This window comes from Erythrobacter sp. W302b, from assembly GCF_046452395.1.
GTDB lineage: Bacteria > Pseudomonadota > Alphaproteobacteria > Sphingomonadales > Sphingomonadaceae > Erythrobacter.
In genome coordinates, this window is the sequence record NZ_JBKFDH010000001.1 from 686,686 (window position 1) to 709,244 (window position 22,559).

Sequence of the window (22,559 nt, forward strand, 5' to 3'; positions counted from 1 at the left end):
CCCGGCGACACCGTCCTACTTCTTCGCCGTGCAGGAATAGACCAGCCGCTCGTTGGGCCGCTCGGGCAGCTTGGCGATCAGCGCGGATTGCTGTTCGCCCAAGGTGCGCGCGGCATCGCTCACCCCGCAAGCGGGCGGGGTGTAGGCGGCGCGGGCGGCGCGCGCTTCGGCGAGCGCATCCTGCCCCAACAGATAGCGGTCGGTACGCAGGGTGCGGGTATCGGGGTCATAGGTGTTGACCGCGACCGCGGCATCATCCTGCGCGGCGAAGACCCGCTGCCATTCGCCACCCTTGCCAAGCCCATATTGCGTGCGCGCGTTGACGCAGCCATCGGCCGACCAGTTGAAGGCGACATCGTCAGTCTTCGCCGCCGTCACCCGGCTGCGATCCGGGACCAGCGTGCAGATCAATGCGCCCTCGGCGGCGGCGTCTGCAACCTCGCTGCTGCGCTCCGGGCCGCCTTCCGCCTTGGCGACGGCGGCTGCGACCCGTCCCTCGATCTCGGCGAGTCCGGGGCGGGTGAACCACAGCAGCAATGCGACGACCAGCGCGGCGGTGGCTGCGCCCGCGGCAATCATCGCGTGTTTGCGCCGGGCCTCGTCACCGCGCCACACGGCGGCGGCATAGCCAATCCCGATCGCGGCCAGCAAAGCGATCAGCGCCAGCGCCATGCGGTTTTCGCGCGCTTCGAGCACCTCCATCTGGGCGCTGAGCCGCGCGGTCTCCCGCACTTCGCGCAGGGTTTCGGCACGGTCGGCCAGCTTTTCGCGGGCCAGAGATTGTTCGGCTTCGAGCCGCTGGCGCTCCTCGGCATTCAACTCGTCGATCGAGCGGCAGGGGAGGGTGTTGGTCACGGGCTCGACCCCGTTCTTGCGCAGGAACGGCACCAATTCGCGCAAGGACACCGCGAAGTAGAACTCCGCCTCGCCGCTGTCCGAATCCGCGCTGAAACTGTTGACCCCGATCACCCGCCCGCACGGATCGAGCAGCGGCCCGCCCGAATTGCCGCGCGCAATCGGCGCGGTGTGGAGGATCGTATCGAACTGGCGCGATGGCCGCTCGCCCGACAGGAACCCGCGCGATTTGACCGGCGGCTGAGCGCGGAAGATGTCCGCCATATCGAGCCCTTGGGCCAGATCGACGTTCATCGGATAGCCCACGGCGGCCACCTCGCCCAGATTTCCGCCCGCTCCGCCCGCCAGCGCCAGCGGCGGCAGGCGCAGGCTGTTCGGCGCGATCTCCAGCAGCGCCAGATCATTGCGCGGGCTGATCGCAACCACCCGTGCAAAGGCCCCGCCAGCGCCCTCCGGCGGCACGATCCCGATCCGCAAGGTATCGTCTTGCGCCGCCTCGCTCACGACATGGGCATTGGTGATGATCCGCGTGGCAGAGACCGCGAAGCCGGTGCCGTGGCTCACGGGGACAGGCTCGCCATTCTCCTCGCCGATGATCACCACCCGCACCACGCCGCGCGCCGCCGCATCGACATCGCCGGGGTCGGCCTGCGCCGGTGTGGCCAGGGGCATGGCCAGCACGGTGAGCAACAGCGCGAGGAGCAGGGTGGAGACGGAGCGAAGGCGGATCATAGCGCGCAGCTATAGCCATTTTTTCACGGCGCGCGACATTGAACGCAAGACCTGGGGATGCGGCGCGGGTGCGGCAGCCGCTATTGGGCGGAAGCGATCCAGGAGGACCCGATGGACTATGTGATTGAAGGGCTCGACCCGGCTGATTTTGCGCCGCTGTTCGGGCTGGACGATGCCGCGCTTGCGCAGCGCGGGGTGGTGCGAATGCAGGTCGATGCGCATCCCGGTTTTCCGTGCCGGGTGACGCTTGAGGATGCGGTGCCGGGGGAAAGCGTGCTGCTGCTCAACCACGTCAGCCGTGCGGGCGCCGGTCCCTACCGCACCAGCCACGCGATTTTCGTGCGCGAGGGGGTGGAGACTGCGGCGCGCTACAGCAACGCGGTTCCACCCGTCTTTGCGCCGCGCATCCTCTCCTTGCGGGGGTTTGACGCTGCGGGCATGATGGTCGAGGCCATGCTGACGCAGCCGGGAGAGGCGGACGCTGGCCTCCGCCGGCTGTTTGCCGATCGGGCGATCGTCGCGGTCGATGTGCACAACGCGGTGCGGGGGTGCTTTGCCGCGCGGGCGGTGCGGACGAGGGAATGTTTCACGTGAAACATAATAAGAACATGACCGATGACGAGCGCTGGCAGGCGGTGCTGGACAAGGACCGGCGGTTCGATGGCGCCTTCGTCACCGGCGTCCATTCGACCGGGATCTATTGCCGCCCCTCTTGCCCGGCGCGGGCGCCCCTCAGGAAAAACGTGCGGTTCTATCGAGACGCGCATGAAGCGGCAACGGCAGGGCTACGACCTTGCAAGCGGTGCTTCCCGAACACCCAGAGCGCCGAAGAGGCCTGCGTGCTCGCCGCGCTGACCGCGATCCGGGAGCGGGGGGCAATGACCCTCGACGAGCTGGCCGATCTCACGGGGTATACTGCGACGCATTTCCAGCGCCTGTTCAAGCGTTCCACCGGGCTTTCGCCCGCACAATACGCCCGCGCGTTGCGGCAACAGCAGGCCCACCAGGCGCTGACGCAAGTGCAACGGGTGGGCGATGCCATTGCGCAAGCCGGCTATGGCAAGCCAGAGCAGTTCTATGCAGAGACGAAAGGCACAATGGGCATGACGCCAAGCGAATGGCGCAAGGGCGGGGCGGGCAAGCGGGTGCATTGGGCGGTGCTGGCGACCTCGCTTGGGGAGATGCTGGTTGCCGCGACCGAGAAGGGCGTGTGCTGTCTCGCCTTCGGGGAGGGCGAGCCGGAGTTGCGGGCAAGGTTCCCGCGCGCCGAGCTGGTCCCGGCGGGCGACGACTTCCGCGGCCTGTTTGCCGAGGTGCTGGCGGCGGTCGAACAGCCGGGGCCGGGCAATGCCGCCATCCCGCTCGACGTCCACGGCACCGCGTTTCAGCAGCGTGTCTGGGCAGAACTGCGCCGCATCCCGCATGGCGAGACCCGCAGCTACGGCGAGCTGGCCGCCGCTCTCGGCAACCCCAAGGCCAGCCGCGCGGTGGGCGGGGCCAATGGCGCGAACCATGTCGCGGTGCTGATCCCCTGCCACCGCGTGATCGCGGCGGACGGGTCGCTGGGGGGCTATGCCTATGGGCTGGATATCAAGGGGGAGTTGCTGAGAAGGGAGGGGGTGTGAGGGATGGTGCGATGTTGATCCACGCGTCATCCCAGCGAAAGCTGGGACCTAGAGCGGCCAGCGCCGTCCTGTGCGGCCCTCGGCCCCAGCTTTCGCTGAGGTGACGAGGAAGGACCGCGACCGAAAGTCTATGCTTGGGGTCGAGCCGGGGACCGCTTTTTTTTCAATGACCTGATGGATCGCGAGACCCGCGGCGGCGGCTGGGTCTACATCATGGCGGATCGTTACCGCGGGACGATGTATGTCGGCGTCACCTCGGACATGCCCACGCGGGTGAGCCAGTATCGCGCGGGCACGGGATCGGAATTTTGCGCGCGATATGGCCTCAATCGGCTGGTCTGGGCCGAACATTGCGGTTCCATCGACGCCGCCATTGCGCATGAAAAGCGCATCAAGCGGTGGCGGCGCGAGTGGAAGTTTGGGCTGATCGAAAAGGCCAACCCTGATTGGGATGACCTGCTTAATCGGGTGCTTGGCTGAAGAAGTGGGGCCCCGGATCAAGTCCGGGGTGACGAAGCTAGTCCAGCTTCGGCGGCATCCCCGGCTCGCACTTGGCCATCGCCGCCTGATACGCCGGGCGTTCGCCGATGCGCTTCAGGTAGGCTTGCAGGTTCGGCATCCCCTCGATGCTCATCCCGCTCATCGCGCGGCTGGTGGTGAGCTGGAAGCCCATCATGATGTCCGCTGTGGTCAATTGCGACCCGCCGAAATAGTCGGCCTCGCCCAGCCGCTTCTCGACGATCGCCCAACCCTTCTGCACCCGGTCGGCGACGAAGGGCGGCAATTCCTTGGCGCCCATGAACTGCGCCACCAGCGCCATCATGCCGTTGGTCATGAAGGTCGCGTTGGCCCAGTGGAGATAGAACAGGTGATCGGCAAAGTCGGGGTGATCCACCCCCGGTACCAGCGCCGTATCGGGCGCGTATTTGGCGATGATGTAGTCCATGATCGCGCCGCTTTCGCCCAGCACAAGATCGCCATCGGTGATGACCGGCGCGATGCCCATCGGGTGCAGCGCCTTGTAGTCATCGGGCGCGAGGCGGTTGTCGGTGCGGCGGGTGTAGAGCTTGAGATCGTAGTCCAGCCCCAGCTCCTCGGCGAGCCAGACGATACGTTCGGATTGCGACAGGCGCAGGTGGTGGATGGTCAGCATGGCTCTCTCCCTTGTTCGATGCGCGCCCAGCCTTTGCGGGCGGGTTCGAGAGAGTCGAGGAATTTTTCGGCACTTTCGAGATATTCGCGCTGCTTGGCCTCGCCCATCCGGTCCCACGTAGCGAAGATGCGCCCGATGCGGTGATTGCTTTCCAGCCGCGCGCGGTTTCGGTCCATGAAATGCCAGTAGAGGGGATTGAAGGGGCAGGCGTTCGGCCCGGTCTTCTGCGCAACCTTGTAGCGGCACTTGCCGCAATAATCGGACATCTTGTTGATGTAATTGCCCGACGCCGCATAGGGCTTGGTCGCGAGCCTGCCGCCATCGGCATAGAGCACCATGCCGCTGACGTTGGGCAGCTCGACCCAGTCGAACGCATCGGCATAGACCGCCAGATACCAGTCCTGCACTTGCCTAGGATCGATCCCGGCGATCAGGCAGAAATTGCCGAGCACCATCAGCCGCTGGATGTGGTGCGCGTGGGCGTCTTCCCGCGTGGTGCGGATACAGTCTGAAAGGCAGCGCATGTCGGTCTTGCCGGTCCAGAAGAACTCCGGCAGCGGGCGGTGGGCGGCGAGTTCGTTCGCCTCGGCCAGCCCCGGCATCGTGTACCAGTAGAACCCGCGCACATATTCGCGCCAGCCGATGATCTGGCGGATGAAGCCCTCTACGGAATTGAGCGGAGCCTTGCCCGATTTATAGGCAGCCTCGGCAGCGCGGCACAGCTCCAGGGGATCGAGCAGTCCGATATTGAGGCTGGTCGAGAGCATCGAGTGATAGAGGTCGTCCTTCCCGTGGACCATCGCGTCCTGATAGGGGCCGAACAGGTTGAGCCGCTGGGAGAAGAAGGCCTCGGCCGCTTCCAGCGCCTCGGCGCGGGTGACGGGCCAGCCGAACGGTTCCAGATCGCCGAAGTGATCGGCGAAGCGTTCGCCGACCAGCGCGATGACCTCCTGCGTGATGGCGTCGGGCGCGAATTTCGGCGCGGGGGGCGCTGTCATCTCCCCCTTGGGCGGTTCGCGGTTTTCGGCATCGAGATTCCAGACGCCGCCCGTGGGCTTGTCGCCGTCCATCAGCAGCCCCGTCTTGCGGCGCATCTCGCGATAGAAATACTCCATCGTGAGGTGCTTGCGCCCGTCGGCGAAGACGCGGAACTCGGCGTGGGTCGCGATGAAGCGGGTGTCAGGAAGGATGCGGACCGGGCAGGGCAGGCGGTCCTCCCATTCGCAAACCGCCTGCTGGACGCGCCACTCGCTCGCTTCGGTGATGCGGACTTCGGAGGCGCCGTGGCGTTCCGCCGCGCGCGAGACTTCGCCGGTGAAGCTGCCGGTGTTGGCGGGATCATCCAGCGCGACGTAATCGACCTGCCAACCTTCCGCGCGCAGGTCTTCGGCGAAGTGGCGCATGGCCGAAAAGATCAGCACGATCTTCTGCTTGTGGTGCTTCACATAGGTCGCCTCGTCCCACACCTCCATCATCAGGATGCGGGTTTCGGCAGGCGAAAGGCCATCGAGGCTGGAAAGATGGCGCGAAAGCTGGTCGCCAAGGATCGGCACGAGAACGGGGCGGGTCATGCGAGGGGATACGCGCGCGCCCCCGCTTTGGTTTCGCGCCGGCGTTACTGCGTGACCTCCAGCGCCCGCCATGCAGCGGCGGAGAAGGCCGGATCATTGAGCATCGAGATCAGCAACCCGCGCGCCATCTCTTTCTCCCCCCGACGGCTCAGCGCGGTCGCCTGCGCATAGCGGAAATCGCCTACCCCGGCGTTATGCAGGAACGCGCGCTCGAGCTGTTTTTGCGCGGCGAGCGGCGGCGTGCGGCCCTGTTCGATATAGGTCTGGTGATAGAGCGCGGCGGCGAGCGGATGACGTTCGGGATTGCGCGCCTGCTTTTTCAGCAGCGCCCGCACTTCATCGTAAGAGGGCGGATCGTCCGGGTTGCCCTCGCGCACCAGCCGGGCGAGCATGATCTCGGCCTTGAGCCGCTGCGCGCTCTCCAGATCGGGATCGATCGCCAGCGCGCGATTGACCGCACGCCACGCTTCGGCGTCGGAATAGGGATTGGCCATGACGATCAACTCGCCATTGGAAAAGCCGAAGCCGCGGAACACCGGCCGACCGCCGAAATCGCTGTGCTGCACGCGGGCATATTCGGCCGCGGCAAATTCGTACCACACCAGCGCGCTATCGGGGTGGTCGGCGGTCACTTCGCGCAGGTCCCTCGCGGTGGATTTGAGGCGGGTTTCGAGCAGGCGTTCGAATCTGAGGTCGATCACGGCAATCTCGTCGCGGCGCATCGGGCGGATCGTGACCCGGTAGGTAGCGGGCGGATCAACCTTGACCCGCCGCACCGGCGCCACGACCCGCCGCCGCGCCAATTCCTGCGCCAGCGCGTCGAGATCGCCAAGCTCGCGTGCGGCATCCTCCATGTCGCGCCCCCTCGCATAGGCATCGACGTAGCGATCAAGCACCCCGGCGAAGCGCTGTTCGAGCAGCAGCGGGCTGGCCAGCGCGCGGCTCACGTCGAGGAAGCGGGCATATTCCTCCTCCGTGCGGTGGCGAAAGCGGACGCGCAGCGCTTCGGCCAGCGCCTGGCGGGTGATGCCGCTGACCGGTGACAGGCGGCGCGGCTGACCGATGATGAAAACGCCTTCGCTTTCCGGCTTGTCGGAGCGGACGGCGGTGGCGAAGTAATGCGACAGGCCCGCCGAGGTCCACATCGGCTTGGGTCGGAAGAAAGCGTTGCCGAGATGGAACTGCGTCAGGCAGTAGAAAATCTCGCCCGGATCGGGTTGCCCTGCCGCGTCGGGCGCATAGAGCGCATAGGCGACCGGCAGTTCGGCATGGTTCTCGCACACCGCCGTCGCGCCGAAATCGACCACCCGCGCAATGCGGCGGGGATTGGGGATGAGGAAGAATTCGGGCTTGCGGCCGTGCCATGTCTCGCCCGGCAGCAGGCCATTGAGCACACGATCAAAATCCTCGATCGTCTGCATCAGCGCGCGCAGCTCGCTGTCCTCCATCTGCGCATGGACGATGTAATGGTCGCTTTCGGCGCGCAGCCACGGGTTGGCGTGCGCGGGCAGAGAAGGGCCGAAGATCAGGATGAGCAGCAGGCACAGGCGCGACACCATGTGTCACATCATATCATTGGACGAACGCCTGTAAATACAGGGTCAAACGAAGCTGTAAGGGTCGATATCGATGCCCACCCGCACGCCGGGGGCAAAGTTCACCGCGCCGATCCAGTCGCGCAGCACCGCCTGAAGATTGGCGCTGCGCTTCGCGCTGACGAGAAAGCGGTAGCGATAGCGCCCGCGCAGCAAGGCAAGCGGGGCCGGGGCGGGGCCGAGGATCTGGACATCGGCCAGCCGGGGCCGGACATCGCCCAGCCGATGCGCGGCCTCGCGCGCTTCCTTTTCGTCTTCGCTGGACAGGATGATCGCCGCCCAGCGGCCGAACGGCGGCGCGCCCGCATCACGCCGCCCGGCGGTTTCGGCGGCGTAGAAGGCATCGCGGTCGCCCCCCGCCAAGGCCGCGATGACGGGGGCATCGGGGTGGCGGGTCTGGATCAGCACCTCGCCCGGCTTGGCCCCGCGCCCGGCGCGGCCCGCAACCTGTGCGATCTGGCTGAAGGTGCGCTCGCCCGCGCGCAGGTCTCCGCCTTCAAGACCGAGATCGGCATCGACCACACCCACCAGCGTCAGTTCGGGAAAGTGGAAGCCCTTGGTCACGAGTTGCGTGCCGATGATGATGTCGATCGCGCGTTCTTCGGCCATGGCGATGAACTCCGCCGCGCGGTCGGGCGTGTTGAGCGTGTCGCTGGTCGCCACCGCCACCCGCGCGGCGGGGAACAGGGCGGCGACTTCGGCGGCGATGCGTTCCACGCCAGGGCCGCAGGCGACGAGGCAATCGCTCTCGCCGCATTCGGGGCAAGCCTCGGGCACCCGCGTCTCGAACCCGCAATGGTGGCAGGCGAGGCGGGCGGAAAGGCGATGCTCGACCAGCCATGCACTGCACGACGGGCATTTGAACCGATGCCCGCAATTGCGGCACAGCGTCAGCGGGGCATAGCCGCGCCGGTTGAGGAACAGCAGCGATTGTTCGCCCTTCGCCAGCCGGTCGCGCAATCCCTCCACCAGCGGCCCGGCAAGCCAGCGCTGACTGCCCGGCTTTTCTTCGGTGAGGTTGACCAGCCGCACCGTCGGCAGGCTCGCCCCGCCGAACCGGGCGGGCAGGTCGAGCTTCGTGTAAACGCCGATATCCGCCATGTGCAGGCTTTCCAGCGCCGGGGTGGCGCTGGCGAGGATCACGGGCACTCCCTCAAACCGCGCGCGCATCACGGAAACGTCGCGCGCGTTGTAGCGCACGCCGTCATCCTGCTTGAAGCTGATCTCGTGCGCTTCATCGACCACGATCAGCCCGAGATTGGCATAGGGCAGGAACAGCGCCGAGCGCGCGCCGACCACCACCTGAGCGCTCCCGTCAGCAATCGCCCGCCATGCGCGGCGGCGCTCGGTCGATTTCAGCGAGGAGTGCCACAGCACCGGCGCTGCACCGAACCTCGCCGTAAAGCGGCTGAGGAAATTCTCTGTCAGCGCGATTTCGGGAAGCAGAACCAGCACCTGCCGGTCCATGCGGATCGCTTGCGCCACGGGTTCGAAATAGGTCTCCGTCTTGCCCGAGCCCGTCACCCCGTCGAGCAGGAAGGGGGCAAAGGCCTCTGCCTTGACGGCATCGGTAAAGATCGCCGCGACCGAAAGCTGATCGGGTGACAGGTCCGGCTGGTGATGATCGGGGTTGGCGAGCGGGTAGGGGCGGTCGACGTTCACCACCACCGGTTCCAGCAGACCGGCCCCGGCCATGCCGCGCAGCACGCCTTCCGAAACGCCCGCAAGCGCGGCAAGTTCGCGCATCGTGCCCTGCTCGCCTGCGAGCGTCTCCAGCGCGGTCTTGCGCTGCGCCGTCAGCCGTCCGCTCGCCGCTGCGCCGGTCAGCCGGTATTCGGTCATGGTCGCCGGGCCGCCCAAGGCGCCGCCGCTCGACAGCGCCATGCGCGCGACCGAGGCGAGGGACGCGCAGTAGTAATCGGCGGTCCATTCGATCAGCCGCCGCAAGGGCGCGGGCAGGGGCGGGACGGGCAGCACCTCGAGGATCGGACGCAGACGCTCGAAAGCGATTTCGTCGCCCGGCAACCGGCCATCGTCCCACACGATCCCGGTCACCTTGCGCGGCCCCAGCGGCGCAATCACGACGCTCCCCGCAGGCGCGCTGACGCCCTCGGGCAGCCGGTAATCCAGCGGGCCAAGCGCGGCGTTCAAAATGAGGAGGCGAACCCGGTTCATCTTGCCGCCATATGGGGCTTGGCAAAGGACAAGGGCAAGCTGGGAGACCCGAGAAAATGACAAGCGAGACCTTCATCCCGACCCGCCGCAGTCTGCTCGCCGGAGCCATGGGCGGCGCGACTATGCTGCTGCTTCCCGGCTGTGCCAGCACCGGCGGCTATTCGATGGTGGAAGCGGTGCGGCGGCTCTTGCTACTCGCCTCCGAGAACGCCTTTGCGCGCCTGACTGCCCCCGGCGGCTTCTGGGACGAGCAGGTGGCGCGGCTCGGCCTCGCCAACCTGATGGGCACGCGCGGCGATGTGCTGTCGCGCATTCTCACCTCGGCGCTGGTCAAGGACCGGCTGGAGGAGCGCTTTGCCACTTTCGCGATCGACGCAAGCTTCCGCGCCGCGCCCGTGGTGACGGACGCGATCCAGATGATCGGTTTCGACAACGCCATTGCGCTGGTGCGCGGTGGCCCGGATGCCGCGAGCAGCTATTTGCGCAGCGAAGTCGGCCCGGCGCTGATCGATGCGGTGGTGCCCGAACTGGGCGAGGCGATCCGGCTGAGCCGCGATCCGCTGATCGGGCAGGCGCTGAGCGCGCTCACCGGGGTCGATGCCGCAGGCGTGGCCGACCGGTTGGGCCGGGAAGTGGACAACGCCATCTGGGGCGAAATCGCGCGCGAGGAAGCCGCGATCCGCGCCGATCCGCAAAGCACGCGCGATCCGCTGCTGATCGGCGTGTTCGGGCTGGGCGGCCGGATCTAGAAGCGCCAGTTCAGTGTCAGTTGCGGCACGTGGCTGATCGCGTCAGGGCTGCCGGGGCGCGGCGTGATCTGGAGCATGTAGCTGGGCGCAATATCGAGCCGGTCGTTCACCTGATAGGACAACCCCACGATATTGCGCACCTGCTCGGTGCCGCGCCGTCCTGCATCGCGGCGTGACTGAATGATTCCGAACCACTCCGCCGAACCGAAGACTTCGAGCCGCGGCGCGACAGGCTGGGTATATTGCACGCGCTGGCGGATGCGCAGTTCGACCCGGTCCGCCCCGTCGAACCAGCGCTGTTCGAAGCGGGTCCGCAGATCAAGGCCGCCACTGGCATAGCGGAACTGCTGGTGCGGGCGATATTCGCTCACGCTGCCGGTTTGGAACAGCGACATCCCGCCACCGATTCGCAGCTCGTCATCGAGGGCCTTTTCGACGCTCACTCTGAAGGTCTGCTGATCCGCACCGAATTCCGGGTCGCGCCAGCGATAGGATGTGTCGACCGTCAGATAGAGATCATCGGTCAGCTTGCCTCGGGCGAAGCCGACCACCCAGAATTGCGTGTCTTCCGGGTTGGCTTGCGCTTTCGACGGTTGCCAAGCCGCCAGTGTGGCGGCAAGCAGCATCCCGAAACGCGTCGACCATCGTGTCATGCGCGCCACCTAGGCCCGCCATATGGCGCTGGCTATCGTAATTTGCCGGAGTGAACCCATGAAATTCTTCGTCGACACCGCCGAGATCGAGCCGATCCGCGAACTCGCCGCCACCGGCCTGCTCGACGGGGTAACCACCAACCCCTCGCTGATCGCCAAATCGGGGCGGGATTTCATGGAGGTCACCCGCGAAATCTGCGGCATCGTCGATGGCCCGGTCAGCGCCGAGGTGGTGGCATTGGACCACGCCACCATGATGAAAGAGGCCGAAGTCCTCCGGAAGATCGCGGACAATGTCTGCATCAAGGTGCCGCTGACGGTCGACGGCCTCAAGACCTGCAAGGCGCTCTCGTCCGAGGGCACAATGGTCAATGTGACTTTGTGCTTCTCGGCCAATCAGGCGCTGCTGGCGGCGAAGGCGGGCGCGACCTTCATCTCGCCCTTCGTCGGGCGTCATGACGATAACGGCTTCGACGGGATGGACCTGATCGAGGACATCCGCCTGATCTATGACAACTACAATTTCGCCACCGAAATCCTGGTCGCCAGCGTGCGGCACACCACCCACGTCTTGCAGGCCGCCAAGATCGGGGCTGATGTGATGACCGCGCCGCCCAAGGTGATCCACGATCTGTTCAAGCACGTGCTGACCGACAAGGGCATCGAAGGCTTCATGGCCGATTGGGCCAAGACGGGTCAGAGCATTTTGTAACACTCGCGATTCCCCGCGAAGGCGGGGATCTCGTGAGGCAAGGGCGGCTTGCAATGGAATGAGGTCCCTGCCTTCGCAGGGAATCGCAAATTGGAAGTTCGCGGGCGCGCACGAAAGGATAGAAGTGGCTGATCAGTCCCCGCTCGATCTGTTCAAGCAGGCGCTCACCGGCGCATCGCGGGCGATTGCGCGCGACGCGGAGGTCGAGGTGGCGTGGAGCGCCGACGTTCCGGGGGCGGCGGGCAATCGCTTCCGTGTGCCGCTGCCGGGGCGGGATCTTCCCAAGGATCAGGTGACCGAGGCGCGCGGATTTGCGGATTCCTTCGCGCTGAAGCTGCGCCACCACAACGCCGCGCTCCACGCCAAATCCGCGCCGCCTGAACCCATCGCGAGGGCGTGCTACGATGCCATCGAGCAGGTGCGTTACGAAGCCTTGGGCGCGAACCGCTTTGGCGGCATCAAAGCCAATCTCGACGCGGCGACCGAGATGCGCACCGCGGGCGACAAGATCGTTCGGGCGCAGAACTCCGCCGAAGTGCCGCTCCAGACCGCGCTCGCACTGCTGGTGCGCGAGGCATTGACCGGCGAGGCCGTGCCCGCGCGCGCGCGGGGCGGGATCGAGCTGGTGCGCGATTTCCTTGAGGAAAAGGTCGGCAAGGATTTCGGCGCGCTGGCGGAAAAGCTGGGCGATCAGGAAGCCTTCCAGAAACTCGCGCTCGACATGCTGCGCGAACTCGACCTCACCCGGCCGACCGACGCCCCCGACGAAAGCGACAGCGATTCGCCCGATGACGAGGATGGCCCGGAGGATGACAGCCAGGGCGAGGATGACAGCCAGAGCGAAGGCGACCCGCAGGCCGCCGAAATGGCCGGTGACATGGCCGAAGGCGAGGGCGATGGCGAGGAACGCTCCGACAGCGAGACCGACAGCGACATGTCCGAGGGTGAGCCGAGCGACGATGGCGATGCCTCCAACGCCCCGGTGCGTCCCAACCGTCCGCAGGCCGAAGTCCCCGCCAGCGTCGATTACAAGGCCTTCACCACCCGCTTCGACGAGGAAGTCGCTGCGCCCGACCTGTGCGATTCCGAGGAACTGGACCGGCTGCGCGCCTATCTCGACAGCCAGCTGACGGGTTTGCAGGGTGTGGTGACGCGGTTGGCGAACCGGCTCCAGCGCCGCTTGATGGCGCAACAGAACCGCAGCTGGGATTTCGATCAGGAAGAAGGCGTGCTCGATGCCGCGCGCCTTGCGCGGGTGATCATCTCGCCTGGCACGGCCTTGAGCTACAAGGTCGAACGCGATGTCGAGTTCAAGGACACGATCGTCACCCTGCTGATCGACAATTCGGGCTCGATGCGCGGGCGGCCGATCTCGATTGCCGCGATCAGCGCCGACATTCTGGCGAGGACGCTCGAGCGCTGCGGGGTCAAGACCGAGATCCTCGGCTTCACCACCCGCGCGTGGAAGGGCGGGCAAAGCCGCGAGGCCTGGCTCGCCGATGGCAAGCCGCAGAACCCCGGCCGCCTCAACGACCTCAGGCACATCATCTACAAGCAGGCCGACGAGCCCTGGCGCCGCGCGCGCCGCAATCTCGGGCTGATGATGCGCGAGGGCCTGCTCAAGGAAAACATCGACGGCGAGGCGCTGATCTGGGCGCACAGCCGCCTGCTCTATCGCCCCGAGGAACGCCGCATCCTGATGGTGATTTCCGACGGCGCGCCGGTGGACGATTCGACCCTGTCGGTGAACAGCGCCGGTTACCTTGAGGCGCATCTGCGCAGCGTGATCGAATGGATCGAGAAGGTCTCGCCCGTCCAGCTGGTCGCCATCGGCATCGGCCACGATGTCACGCGCTACTATCGCCGCGCGGTGACGATCATGGACGTGGAACAGCTCGGCGGCACGATCATGGAGCAGCTGGCGGAATTGTTCGAGGATGAGAAGGGCTCGGGGCGCAGTCGCTGATGCGGCTGCCGGCGCGCAATTCCGGTTGACGCAGCCTCCGGTCTGGCCGATGTTGCGATCAGGGTCGTTCGGGGGTTGTGTTCTTGTTGTCATTGATTTTGGCTGCTTTATTGCAGCAGGCCGCTCCCGCGTCGGCGGTGAGCGATGGCCTGCCCGCGCCGCCTGAGACCACGGCCGAGGGAGCGGTGCCCGCAGCCAATCCTGAGGCCGAAACACCCGCAGAACCGGCATCTGACGAAGTCGCGCCTGATGGCCTGTTGCTCCCCAAGACCACGCCCCTCATCATCGCCATCGACAAGGAGCTTGGCTCCAAGATCAGCACGACCGGCGAAACCTTCCCGATCCGGCTGGTGAAGCCGGTCTTGGTCGAAGGGGTCGAGGTGCTCCCCGCCGGGATCACCGGACAGGGCGAGGTCGTGCACGCCAAGAAGGCGGGGCTGGCGGGCGCTGCGGGCGAACTGGTGCTCGCGGCGCGCTATCTCGATCTGGGCGAGCGCCGGATCGCGCTGCGCAGCTTCCGCTTCATGGAGGCGGGCGAGGCCTCGCTCGGCAAGGGGCAGGACAATACCGGCGTCTCCAACGTGACCACTGCGCTTGCCGGACCGCTCGGGTTCTTCATCGGCGGCGGCAACACCAATGTCCCACCGGGCACCATCGCCAACGCCAAGACCCGCAATGACGAGCTTTTCGCGCGGCCCGCTGCCCAGGCGGCGGCACCCGCCGAACCACAGGTTGAAACGAGGGAGGAAAATCCATGAAGAAATTGATTGCTGCCGCCGTTCTTGCGGCTGCTGCACCACTGGCGATGACTGGCGCTGCCCCGGCTGCGCTGGCTCAGGCAGAGGCCGAGGGCGAATTGACCATACCCACGCCCCCGCCGGGCAAGGGCCAAGTGCTGTTCTACCGCACCGGCGGCCTCAGCGGTGCGGCATTGGGCTGCGCGGTGTTCGATGTGGGCGCTGCCGACAAGCTCTCCTCGCTCGGCGCGGGCAAGTACTTTATTCTCGTGTCCGACCCCGGGCCGCGCAGCTTCACCGTCAAGTCGCTCGAGACGAAGGACGCGCTCACCCTCGAGATCGAGGAAGGCGAGACCCAGTTCGTGCGCTGCAAGATCAAGACCGGCTTCATGTCGGGCCGCGCCGACATCGGCCCTAGCACCGAGACCGAGTTCCGCACCAAGCACAAGAACCCCAAGCTGGTCGATGCCGAGGACATGTCGGAAGCGGTCAAGGCGACCAACTACCCCTGATCCTTCCGGTTCGCCGGTTGAAAGAATAAGTCGGGGCCGCTGGCGATTTTGTCGCTTGCGGTCCCGCTCCCTATGTCGGCAAGACACCGGCCACATCACCGCCAACGAAGGCTTGTCTCATGAACGTCACTGAAGCCGTCACCACCCGCCGCTCGATCCGCGCCTTTCTCGACAAGCCGGTCGATCTCGAAACGCTCACCCGCGTAATGGACAAGGCCCGTTGGGCGGCGTCGGGGTGCAATTACCAGCCGTGGGAAGCGAGCATCGTCACCGGTCAACCCTTGAAGGACTTGCAAGCAAAGATGCTCGCCGAGGGGCCCAAGGCGGCCGAGTATGACTGGGCCGCTCCGGGGCAGGAACAGGCCTACAAGGCGCGGCTTGACGCGGTCTCGGCCGGGATGTTCGGCGCGATGGGGATCGCGCGCGAAGACGGCGCGGGGCGGATGGCCGCTATGGCGCGCAACACCACCAGCTTCGAAGCGCCCGCGGTGCTGTTCGTCTATTTCCCGCGCCTGATGAAGGAGCCGCAGTGGTCGGATGTCGGCATGTGGCTCCAGACCGTCGCGCTGCTGCTGCGCGAGGAGGGGCTCGATAGCTGCTTCCAGGAATACATGGCGATCTTCGCGCACACGATCCGCGAGTTCCTCGGCCTCGATCACGAACGCTACATGTTCTTCTGCGGCATGGCGATCGGGTATCGCGATCCCGAGGCGCCGGTGAACAATTTCGAACGCCAGCGCGTGCCGCTCGAGGAGCACGTCAAGTTCATCGGGTTTGAATAAGGGGCGTCACCCCAGCGAAAGCTGGGGCCTAGGGCGACGGGCTCAGTGCTTGCGGCCCTAGGTCCCAGCTTGCGCTGGGATGACGGAATAGGCAAAGGCCCCGGCCATGACCGATACGCCGCTCAAACTGTTCAACTCGCTCACCCGCTCGCTCGAGGTGTTCGAGCCCGTCCATCCGGGCGAGGCGCGCGTCTATTCGTGCGGGCCGACGGTCTACAACTACCAGCACATTGGCAACATGCGGGCCTATGTCTTTGCCGACACGCTGGGACGGACGCTCCAGTGGAAGGGCTACAAGCTCACCCATGTCGTCAACATCACCGATGTCGGCCACCTCACTTCGGACGCGGATGAGGGCGAGGACAAGATGGAGAAGATGGCCGCGCGCGAGGGCAAGAGCGCGTGGGATATCGCCAAGTTCTATCAGGCCGATTTCGAGCAGGACCTCGCGCGGCTCAATGTCCAGCCCAAGCAGCACCCGCGCGCGACCGAATATGTCGCGGCGATGATCGAATGGGGCAAGTCCATCGCGGACAAGCACTGCTACGAGCTGGAGAGCGGGCTCTATTTCGATGTCTCGACGGTCGCGGATTATGGCCGGCTGGCGCGCGCGGTCACCGAAGACGGGGAGGGCCGGATCGAAAGCGTCGAAGGCAAGCGCAACGCCGCCGACTTCGCGATCTGGCGCAAGACCCCCGCTGGCGAGACGCGGCAGATGGAATGGGATTCGCCGTGGGGCCGGGGCGCGCCCGGCTGGCATCTCGAATGCTCGGTCATGGGTGAGGCGCTGCTGGGCTTCCCCTTCGACATTCACACCGGCGGGATCGATCACCGCGAGATCCATCACCCCAACGAGATCGCGCAGAACCAGGCCTATTGCTGCACGAATGGCTTGGATAATCCGCGCAATTCCGGCGCGCGCTTCTGGATGCACAACAACTTCCTCGTCGAACGCTCGGGCAAGATGTCGAAGTCCTCGGGCGAGTTCCTGCGGCTGCAATTGCTGGTCGACAAGGGCTACCACCCGCTCGCCTATCGGCTGATGTGCTTGGCTGCGCATTACCGCAGCGAGCTGGAGTTCAGCTGGGAGGGGCTGGGCGCTGCGCTGACGCGATTGAAGCGGATGGTGATGGCGGTCGAGCAACTCAAGGCCCGTCTTCCCGGCGAAGGCATGGATCCAGAAGCGATGGGCTCCGGCCTGCGCCGGGGTGACGACTGGGGCAAGTTACAGCCTGCGCTCGACAAGTTCGATGCGGCTATTGCTGACGACCTCAACACGGCCATTGCGCTCACCGCGTTCGACGACGTTTTGGCGGCTAAAAAGATTGATCCCGAGGTGAAGGCGAATTTGGCGGCCGCGATGGACGCGGTGCTGGGCCTCAACCTGCTGAACCTCACCCGTGCCGATCTGCGCATCCGCCCCAAGACGGCGACCATCACCGAAGCCGACATCGAAGCCGCGCTCGCCCGCCGCAAGGAAGCGCGCGCCGCCAAGGACTTTGCCACTTCCGACGCGATCCGTGATGAACTCGCGGCGCAAGGGGTCGAGGTAATGGACGGCGATCCGCTCGGCTGGGAGTGGAAGCTGGGTTGACCCTCTCCCCCGTCCCGGGCTTGACCCGGGACCCCGCTGCCTCCAACCCGGGCGCAAGAAAAGCTGGGCCCCGGGTCAAGCCCGGGGCGGGGAACAGAGGACCATCCATGACCATTCTTGCCATTTCCGGCTTGATCCGCCCGATGCTCGAACACCGCCTGCCCGAGGGCCTCGACGTGCGCTGGTTCATGACCCACGAGGAGGCGCTCGCTGCCGTGGCCGAGGCGGAAATCGGCTGGTTTGACATGAACGATCAGGCTGCCATGGCCGACACCCTGCGCGCGGCGACAAAGCTGAAGTGGCTCAATTCGATCTACGCCGGGCTGGATTTCCTCCCCATGGACGTGCTGATCGAACACGGGATCACCGTGACCAACGGGGCCGGGATCAATGCCATCACCATCGCCGAATATGTGGTGATGGGGATGCTCAATATCGCGAAGGGCTATCGCGAGGTGGTGCGCGCGCAGGAGCGGCGCGAATGGCTGCTCGATTCGCCCGGCAAGCGCGAGCTGGCGGGATCGAAGGCGTTGCTTCTCGGCTATGGCGCGATCGGCAAGCTGATCGCGCCGCGCCTGGCCGCCTTTGATGTCGAGGTCTCCGTCGTCCGCCGCTCGTCCCCTGTCTCTGGCGACCCCAAGACCCTCGGGCCGGATGAATGGCGCGCGCGGCTGGGGGAGTTCGACTGGATCATCCTCGCCGTCCCCGCCACGCCAGAGACCGAAGGCATGATCGGCGCGGCCGAGTTGGCGGCGATGAAGTCCGATGCCGTCATCATCAACATCGCCCGCGGCAGTGTGATCGATCAGCCCGCGCTGATCGAAGCGCTGGACAAGAAGGCCATCGGCGGGGCGTTCCTCGACGTTACCACGCCCGAGCCGCTACCTGCCGATCATCCCCTATGGGCGCTTGATAACGCGCATATTTCGATGCACCTGTCAGGCCGCGCGCAGAGCAAGATGTTCCAGCGCAGCGGCGACCGTTTCCTCGACAATCTCGGGAAATATCTGCGGGGTGAGCCGGTCGCGCCGGTGTTTGATCCGCGCCTCGGCTACTGATCGTCTCCACCCGACATTGCGGCTGTGCGCTTTGGCGCTTTTCTGCGATACCTGTTGCTGGTGTTGCGTCATCACGCAGCAGTCACAGACGCACACTAACGGGCTTGGGGGCTGATCGCAGCAGAGGGGGGATTGGCGAGCATGAGCGAGACACAGAAAGCCTCGGACCTGTTCATCAAGTGTCTTGAGGCCGAGGGCGTCGAGTACATTTTCGGGGTGCCCGGCGAAGAGAACCTCGATTTCCTCGAAAGCCTGTCGAAGTCCGAGACAATCAAGCTGATCCTCACCCGCCACGAACAGGGCGCCGGCTTCATGGCGGCGACCTACGGGCGGCACACCGGCAAGACCGGGGTGTTCCTCGCCACCTTGGGGCCGGGTGCGACCAATATGGTGACCGCGGTCGCCTACTCGCAGCTGGGCGGGATGCCGACCCTGGCGATCACTGGGCAGAAGCCGATCAAGAAATCGAAGCAGGGCCGGTTCCAGATCCTCGATGTCGTGGCGATGATGGGGCCGATCACCAAATATGCCCACCAGCTCGCCAGTGCCGACAACATCCCGAGCCGCGTGCGCGAGGCGATCCGGCTGGCCGAGGAGGAAAAGCCGGGCGCGGTCCACCTCGAATTCCCGGAAGACATCGCCGAGGAATACACAGCCAGTCAGCCGATCCCCGCCAGCCTCGCGCGGCGGCCCTCGGCCGAGCAAAAGGCCGTGCGTCAGGCCGTGCTGGCGATTGAGGGGGCGAAGGCGCCCATCCTCGTCATCGGTGCGGGCGCGAACCGCAAGATGACGGGGCGGATGCTGCGCCAGCTGATCGACAAGACCGGCATTCCCTTCCTTACCACCCAGATGGGCAAAGGCGTGGTCGATGAACGCCACCCGCTGTTCCTGGGCTGCGCGGCGCTGTCGGCCGGGGACTTCGTTCACCGCGCGATTCAGGACGCGGATTGCATCGTCAATATCGGCCATGACGTGATCGAAAAGCCCCCGTTCTTCATGCAGGCGGGCGGGCCGACCGTGATCCATGTCTCGACCCGCACGGCCGAGGTCGATCCGGTCTATTTCCCGCAGATCGAGGTGATCGGCGATATCGCCAACGCGATCTGGCAGATCAAGGAAGACATCGTGCCGCAGGGGCGGTGGGATGTCCGGCGGATGCTGGAATATCGCGTGGCCGAGGTCGCCCATACCGCGGGCCTTGCCGCCGACACGCGCTTCCCGATTTTCCCGCCGCATCTGGTGCAGCAAGTGCGCGGGGCGATGCCGGAGGACGGGATCATCTGCCTCGACAACGGGGTCTACAAGATCTGGTTCGCGCGCGGCTACACCGCCTACCTCCCCAACACCGTGCTGCTCGACAACGCATTGGCGACAATGGGCGCTGGCCTGCCGAGCGCGATGATGAGCGCGATGCTCTACCCCGACCGCAAGGTCATGGCGATCTGCGGCGACGGCGGCTTCATGATGAACAGCCAGGAGATGGAGACGGCGGTCCGGCTCGGCCTCAACCTCACCGTGCTGATCCTGCGCGACAATGCCTACGGGATGATCCGCTGGAAGCAGGCCAATATGGGTTTTGCCGATTTCGGCCTTACTTATGGCAATCCCGATTTCGTGAAGTATGCGGAAAGCTACGGTGCGAACGGTCACCGAGTCACGTCTTCGGAACACCTCACCGATCTGCTTACCCATTGCCTCAGCACGCCGGGGGTGCATCTGATCGATTGCCCGGTTGACTACACCGAGAACGATCAGATCCTGAACCATGATATCAAACGGCTGTCGAAGGAGCTGTAACCTCGTACCCCTCCCGCAGGCGGGAAGGGGGGAAGGAAGTGACCATGCTCAAAGACGTATATCCCCTGTACCTCAACAACAAGGCGGTGCAGCCCAACACCGATCTCGAGGTGACTGACAAGTACACAGGCGAGGTCGCCTTTCGCACCGCGCTCGCCACCCCCGATGTGATCGAGGAGGCCATCGCCGGTGCCGTGCGCGCGGCAGAACCGATGGCGCGGCTGGCGTCCTACGAGAAGCAGGATGTGCTGATGCACTGCGTCGCGCGGTTCCGGGAGCGCTTCGAGGAACTCGCCTTTGCGCTGTGTGTCGAAGCGGGCAAGCCGATCAAGGACGCCGAGGGCGAAGTCACGCGCCTGATCGACACTTTCCGCATCGCCGCCGAAGAGGCGGTCAGGAACTACGGCGAGGTCCAGCCGCTCGACATCTCGGCGCGGGCCAAGGGCTACATGGGGATGTGGAAGCGCGTGCCCATCGGGCCGTGCAGCTTCATCTCACCGTTCAATTTCCCGCTCAACCTCGCCGCGCACAAGATCGCGCCGGCCATCGCGGTCGGTTGCCCCTTCGTGATGAAGCCCGCGTCCAAGACTCCGCTGGGCGCGATCATCATGGGCGAGGTGCTTGCCGAGTGTGACATCCTGCCCGAGGGCGCTTTCAGCATCCTTCCCGCCAGCCGGGACGGCGCGGACCTGTTTACCGAGGATGAGCGGCTGAAGCTGCTTTCCTTTACCGGCTCGCCGGGCGTGGGCTGGGACTTGAAGGCCAAGGCGGGCAAGAAGAAGGTCGTGCTCGAACTCGGCGGCAATGCGGCGGTTATCATCGACAAGGACGCGGACCTTGCCGACGCCTTGGAGCGGGTGATCTTCGGCGCCTTCTACCAGTCGGGCCAGTCCTGCATCGGGGTGCAGCGCATCCTGATCCACGCCGACGTTTACGATCGCTTCAAGGCGATGCTGGTCGCCAAGACGAAAACGCTGGTCGCAGGCGATCCCAAGCACCGTGATACCTTCATCGGCCCCATGATCTCGGACGGCGAGGCCAAGCGCCTCAAGGGCTGGATCGACGAAGCGGTGGCCGCAGGCGCGACCCTGCTGTGCGGCGGAGGCCTGTCGCGCGGCAATATGCTGGAAGCGACCCTGCTCGAAGGCGTGCCGGATGATGCCAAGGCGAAGAACGAGGAAGCCTTCGGTCCGCTGGCCATCCTCCAGAAGTTCACCCACTTCGACGAGGCGCTGGAGGAGGTCAACAACTCCAAATTCGGCCTGCAGGCGGGCATCTTCACCCGTGACCTGTTCCAGATGTTCGACGCATGGGACCGGCTCGATGTCGGCGGCGTGGTGATCAATGATGTGCCGAGCTACCGTGTCGACAACATGCCCTACGGCGGGGTGAAGGACTCAGGCCTGGGGCGCGAGGGCGTGCGCTTCGCGATGGAGGACATGAGCGAGATCCGGAATCTGATCGTGCGGCGGACATAATCCTCCCCGGAACGGGGAGGGGAACCATGCGAAGCATGGTGGAGGGGCAGGCGCGGCGGATCGCGACGGCGGCGTTTCGGAAAAACTGCCCGTGCCCCTCCACCAGACTTCGTCTGGTCCCCCTCCCCTTGCAGGGGAGGATTACCCCTCCTCAAGCAGCAGCAGCACCGCGGTCACCTCAAGCCGTTCCATCGCGCCGAAGCGGTGGTCGACCTTGGCGATGGTCGCATCGGCGACGAGCTGGCCGGGGAGGGTGAATTCGTGATCGGGCAGCTGCTCGATCAGCCCCTCGCCCGCAAGGACAGCTTCGGGGCCGCAGAACTCCATCACCACCTCGTGGCGCGTGCCCGAAAAGGTGATCGAGGCCCAGCATTTCTCCTCGTGGGACAGCACCGTCCCTTCACCGGCGGTGATCAGCAGCAGCGCGGCGCGGACTCGGTCGGCGAGCGTGCGGCGCGGTCGCTGGAAGCGGGTAAGGCCGAGGAGGGGGGGCAGACTTGACCTCGATCTGGTCGAACCCGGCATTGAGGTGGGCGAAGGGATCGCCGAAGCTTTCGGTCAGCATCATGCGGCCTCCTGCGTGCAAGCCGCCGCGCGGTCGGCATAGCCTTGCATCCAGGCGCGGATGCGCAGTTCGGTATCGGGGCGGGGGATGCGCCCCATCCGCAGGTCAAGCACGAAGCGCGGATCATGGGCTGCGAGCCGCCCGAACTTGGTGGCGGGCATGGCATGGGTTCGCAAGAAGGTCTCGATGGTCCGAAGCAGCATGGTTTCGCGTCCCTCTAAAGTGCTGTTTGGGTTGGCATCCACCGAAC

General features: G+C 65.7%; 21 protein-coding genes. 13 read left to right on the forward strand and 8 right to left on the reverse strand.

Annotation, left to right across the window (positions count from 1 at the left end; all coding sequences use genetic code 11):
• Positions 1 to 15 precede the first annotated feature (15 nt).
• Entirely contained in the window at positions 16 to 1,587 is a 1,572-nt protein-coding gene (locus tag ACLBKT_RS03310) for a serine protease (protein WP_410181548.1), read from the reverse strand.
• Positions 1,588 to 1,698: 111 nt separating this feature from the next.
• Between ACLBKT_RS03310 and ACLBKT_RS03315 the strand changes: the two genes are divergently transcribed.
• From ACLBKT_RS03315 to ACLBKT_RS03325, 3 genes are all read left to right on the forward strand, one after another.
• A complete protein-coding gene (locus tag ACLBKT_RS03315; RefSeq protein WP_410181549.1) occupies positions 1,699 to 2,181 on the forward strand; it encodes a DUF1203 domain-containing protein in 483 nt (160 codons plus the stop codon).
• Positions 2,169 to 3,212 (forward strand): bifunctional transcriptional activator/DNA repair enzyme AdaA, encoded by a 1,044-nt coding sequence (locus ACLBKT_RS03320; protein WP_410181550.1) that lies wholly within the window; start codon positions 2,169 to 2,171, stop codon positions 3,210 to 3,212. The genes ACLBKT_RS03315 and ACLBKT_RS03320 overlap by 13 nt, the downstream gene beginning before the upstream one ends.
• 174 nt (positions 3,213 to 3,386) lie before the next feature.
• Positions 3,387 to 3,692 (forward strand): GIY-YIG nuclease family protein, encoded by a 306-nt coding sequence (locus tag ACLBKT_RS03325; RefSeq protein ID WP_410181551.1) that lies wholly within the window; start codon positions 3,387 to 3,389, stop codon positions 3,690 to 3,692.
• A gap of 37 nt (positions 3,693 to 3,729) precedes the next feature.
• Here the strand turns inward: ACLBKT_RS03325 and ACLBKT_RS03330 are convergent, their stop codons facing one another.
• The 4 genes from ACLBKT_RS03330 to ACLBKT_RS03345 are packed head-to-tail and all read right to left on the reverse strand — an operon-like array spanning position 3,730 to position 9,706.
• A complete protein-coding gene (locus ACLBKT_RS03330) occupies positions 3,730 to 4,365 on the reverse strand; it encodes a glutathione S-transferase family protein (protein ID WP_410181552.1) in 636 nt (211 codons plus the stop codon).
• On the reverse strand, positions 4,359 to 5,936 hold the full coding sequence (locus ACLBKT_RS03335) for a cryptochrome/photolyase family protein (RefSeq protein WP_410181553.1): 1,578 nt from the start codon (positions 5,934 to 5,936) through the stop codon (positions 4,359 to 4,361). The genes ACLBKT_RS03330 and ACLBKT_RS03335 overlap by 7 nt, the downstream gene beginning before the upstream one ends.
• Before the next feature lie 44 nt (positions 5,937 to 5,980).
• Positions 5,981 to 7,495: a tetratricopeptide repeat protein gene (locus ACLBKT_RS03340; protein ID WP_410181554.1), complete on the reverse strand. Its 1,515-nt coding sequence runs from the start codon at positions 7,493 to 7,495 to the stop codon at positions 5,981 to 5,983.
• A gap of 42 nt (positions 7,496 to 7,537) precedes the next feature.
• Positions 7,538 to 9,706, reverse strand: coding sequence for a primosomal protein N' (locus ACLBKT_RS03345; RefSeq protein ID WP_410181555.1), 2,169 nt, complete (start codon positions 9,704 to 9,706; stop codon positions 7,538 to 7,540).
• Between the two features lie 56 nt (positions 9,707 to 9,762).
• Between ACLBKT_RS03345 and ACLBKT_RS03350 the strand changes: the two genes are divergently transcribed.
• Positions 9,763 to 10,455 carry a DUF4197 domain-containing protein gene (locus ACLBKT_RS03350; protein ID WP_410181556.1) on the forward strand — a complete coding sequence of 231 codons (693 nt, stop codon included), beginning with the start codon at positions 9,763 to 9,765 and terminating at the stop codon, positions 10,453 to 10,455.
• Here the strand turns inward: ACLBKT_RS03350 and ACLBKT_RS03355 are convergent.
• Positions 10,452 to 11,108 carry a DUF2490 domain-containing protein gene (locus ACLBKT_RS03355; RefSeq protein WP_410181557.1) on the reverse strand — a complete coding sequence of 219 codons (657 nt, stop codon included), beginning with the start codon at positions 11,106 to 11,108 and terminating at the stop codon, positions 10,452 to 10,454. The two genes, ACLBKT_RS03350 and ACLBKT_RS03355, sit on opposite strands and share 4 nt — an antisense overlap.
• A 58-nt stretch (positions 11,109 to 11,166) precedes the next feature.
• Here ACLBKT_RS03355 and fsa point away from each other — a divergent pair, with 58 nt between their 5' ends.
• The 9 genes from fsa (at position 11,167) to ACLBKT_RS03400 (ending at position 21,744) form a co-directional block, all read left to right on the forward strand.
• Complete coding sequence (gene fsa / locus ACLBKT_RS03360; RefSeq protein ID WP_410181558.1) at positions 11,167 to 11,820, forward strand: fructose-6-phosphate aldolase; 654 nt, start codon at positions 11,167 to 11,169, stop codon at positions 11,818 to 11,820.
• Positions 11,821 to 11,944: 124 nt separating this feature from the next.
• Entirely contained in the window at positions 11,945 to 13,786 is a 1,842-nt protein-coding gene (cobT, locus tag ACLBKT_RS03365) for a cobaltochelatase subunit CobT (RefSeq protein WP_410181559.1), read from the forward strand.
• A 110-nt stretch (positions 13,787 to 13,896) separates the two neighbouring features.
• A complete protein-coding gene (locus ACLBKT_RS03370; protein WP_410181560.1) occupies positions 13,897 to 14,544 on the forward strand; it encodes a hypothetical protein in 648 nt (215 codons plus the stop codon).
• A complete protein-coding gene (locus ACLBKT_RS03375) occupies positions 14,541 to 15,035 on the forward strand; it encodes a hypothetical protein (RefSeq protein WP_410181561.1) in 495 nt (164 codons plus the stop codon). The genes ACLBKT_RS03370 and ACLBKT_RS03375 overlap by 4 nt, the downstream gene beginning before the upstream one ends.
• A gap of 119 nt (positions 15,036 to 15,154) precedes the next feature.
• The gene (locus ACLBKT_RS03380; protein ID WP_410181562.1) at positions 15,155 to 15,817 is read left to right on the forward strand and encodes a nitroreductase; all 663 of its coding nucleotides are present in this window, start codon (positions 15,155 to 15,157) and stop codon (positions 15,815 to 15,817) included.
• A 106-nt stretch (positions 15,818 to 15,923) separates the two neighbouring features.
• The gene (gene cysS / locus ACLBKT_RS03385) at positions 15,924 to 17,411 is read left to right on the forward strand and encodes a cysteine--tRNA ligase (protein ID WP_410181563.1); all 1,488 of its coding nucleotides are present in this window, start codon (positions 15,924 to 15,926) and stop codon (positions 17,409 to 17,411) included.
• Positions 17,412 to 17,518: 107 nt separating this feature from the next.
• Positions 17,519 to 18,469, forward strand: coding sequence for a D-2-hydroxyacid dehydrogenase (locus ACLBKT_RS03390; protein WP_410181564.1), 951 nt, complete (start codon positions 17,519 to 17,521; stop codon positions 18,467 to 18,469).
• A gap of 141 nt (positions 18,470 to 18,610) precedes the next feature.
• Positions 18,611 to 20,266 (forward strand): acetolactate synthase large subunit, encoded by a 1,656-nt coding sequence (locus ACLBKT_RS03395; protein ID WP_410181565.1) that lies wholly within the window; start codon positions 18,611 to 18,613, stop codon positions 20,264 to 20,266.
• 44 nt (positions 20,267 to 20,310) lie between these two features.
• The gene (locus ACLBKT_RS03400; protein ID WP_410181566.1) at positions 20,311 to 21,744 is read left to right on the forward strand and encodes an aldehyde dehydrogenase family protein; all 1,434 of its coding nucleotides are present in this window, start codon (positions 20,311 to 20,313) and stop codon (positions 21,742 to 21,744) included.
• 141 nt (positions 21,745 to 21,885) lie between these two features.
• On the opposite strand, the gene ACLBKT_RS03405 is transcribed toward ACLBKT_RS03400, so the two are convergent.
• Together ACLBKT_RS03405 and ACLBKT_RS03410 are read right to left on the reverse strand one after the other, a co-directional pair.
• A complete protein-coding gene (locus ACLBKT_RS03405; RefSeq protein WP_410181567.1) occupies positions 21,886 to 22,269 on the reverse strand; it encodes a hypothetical protein in 384 nt (127 codons plus the stop codon).
• A gap of 39 nt (positions 22,270 to 22,308) precedes the next feature.
• Positions 22,309 to 22,512, reverse strand: a complete 204-nt coding sequence (locus ACLBKT_RS03410) for a hypothetical protein (RefSeq protein WP_410181568.1) — start codon at positions 22,510 to 22,512, stop codon at positions 22,309 to 22,311.
• Between the last annotated feature and the right edge of the window lie 47 nt (positions 22,513 to 22,559).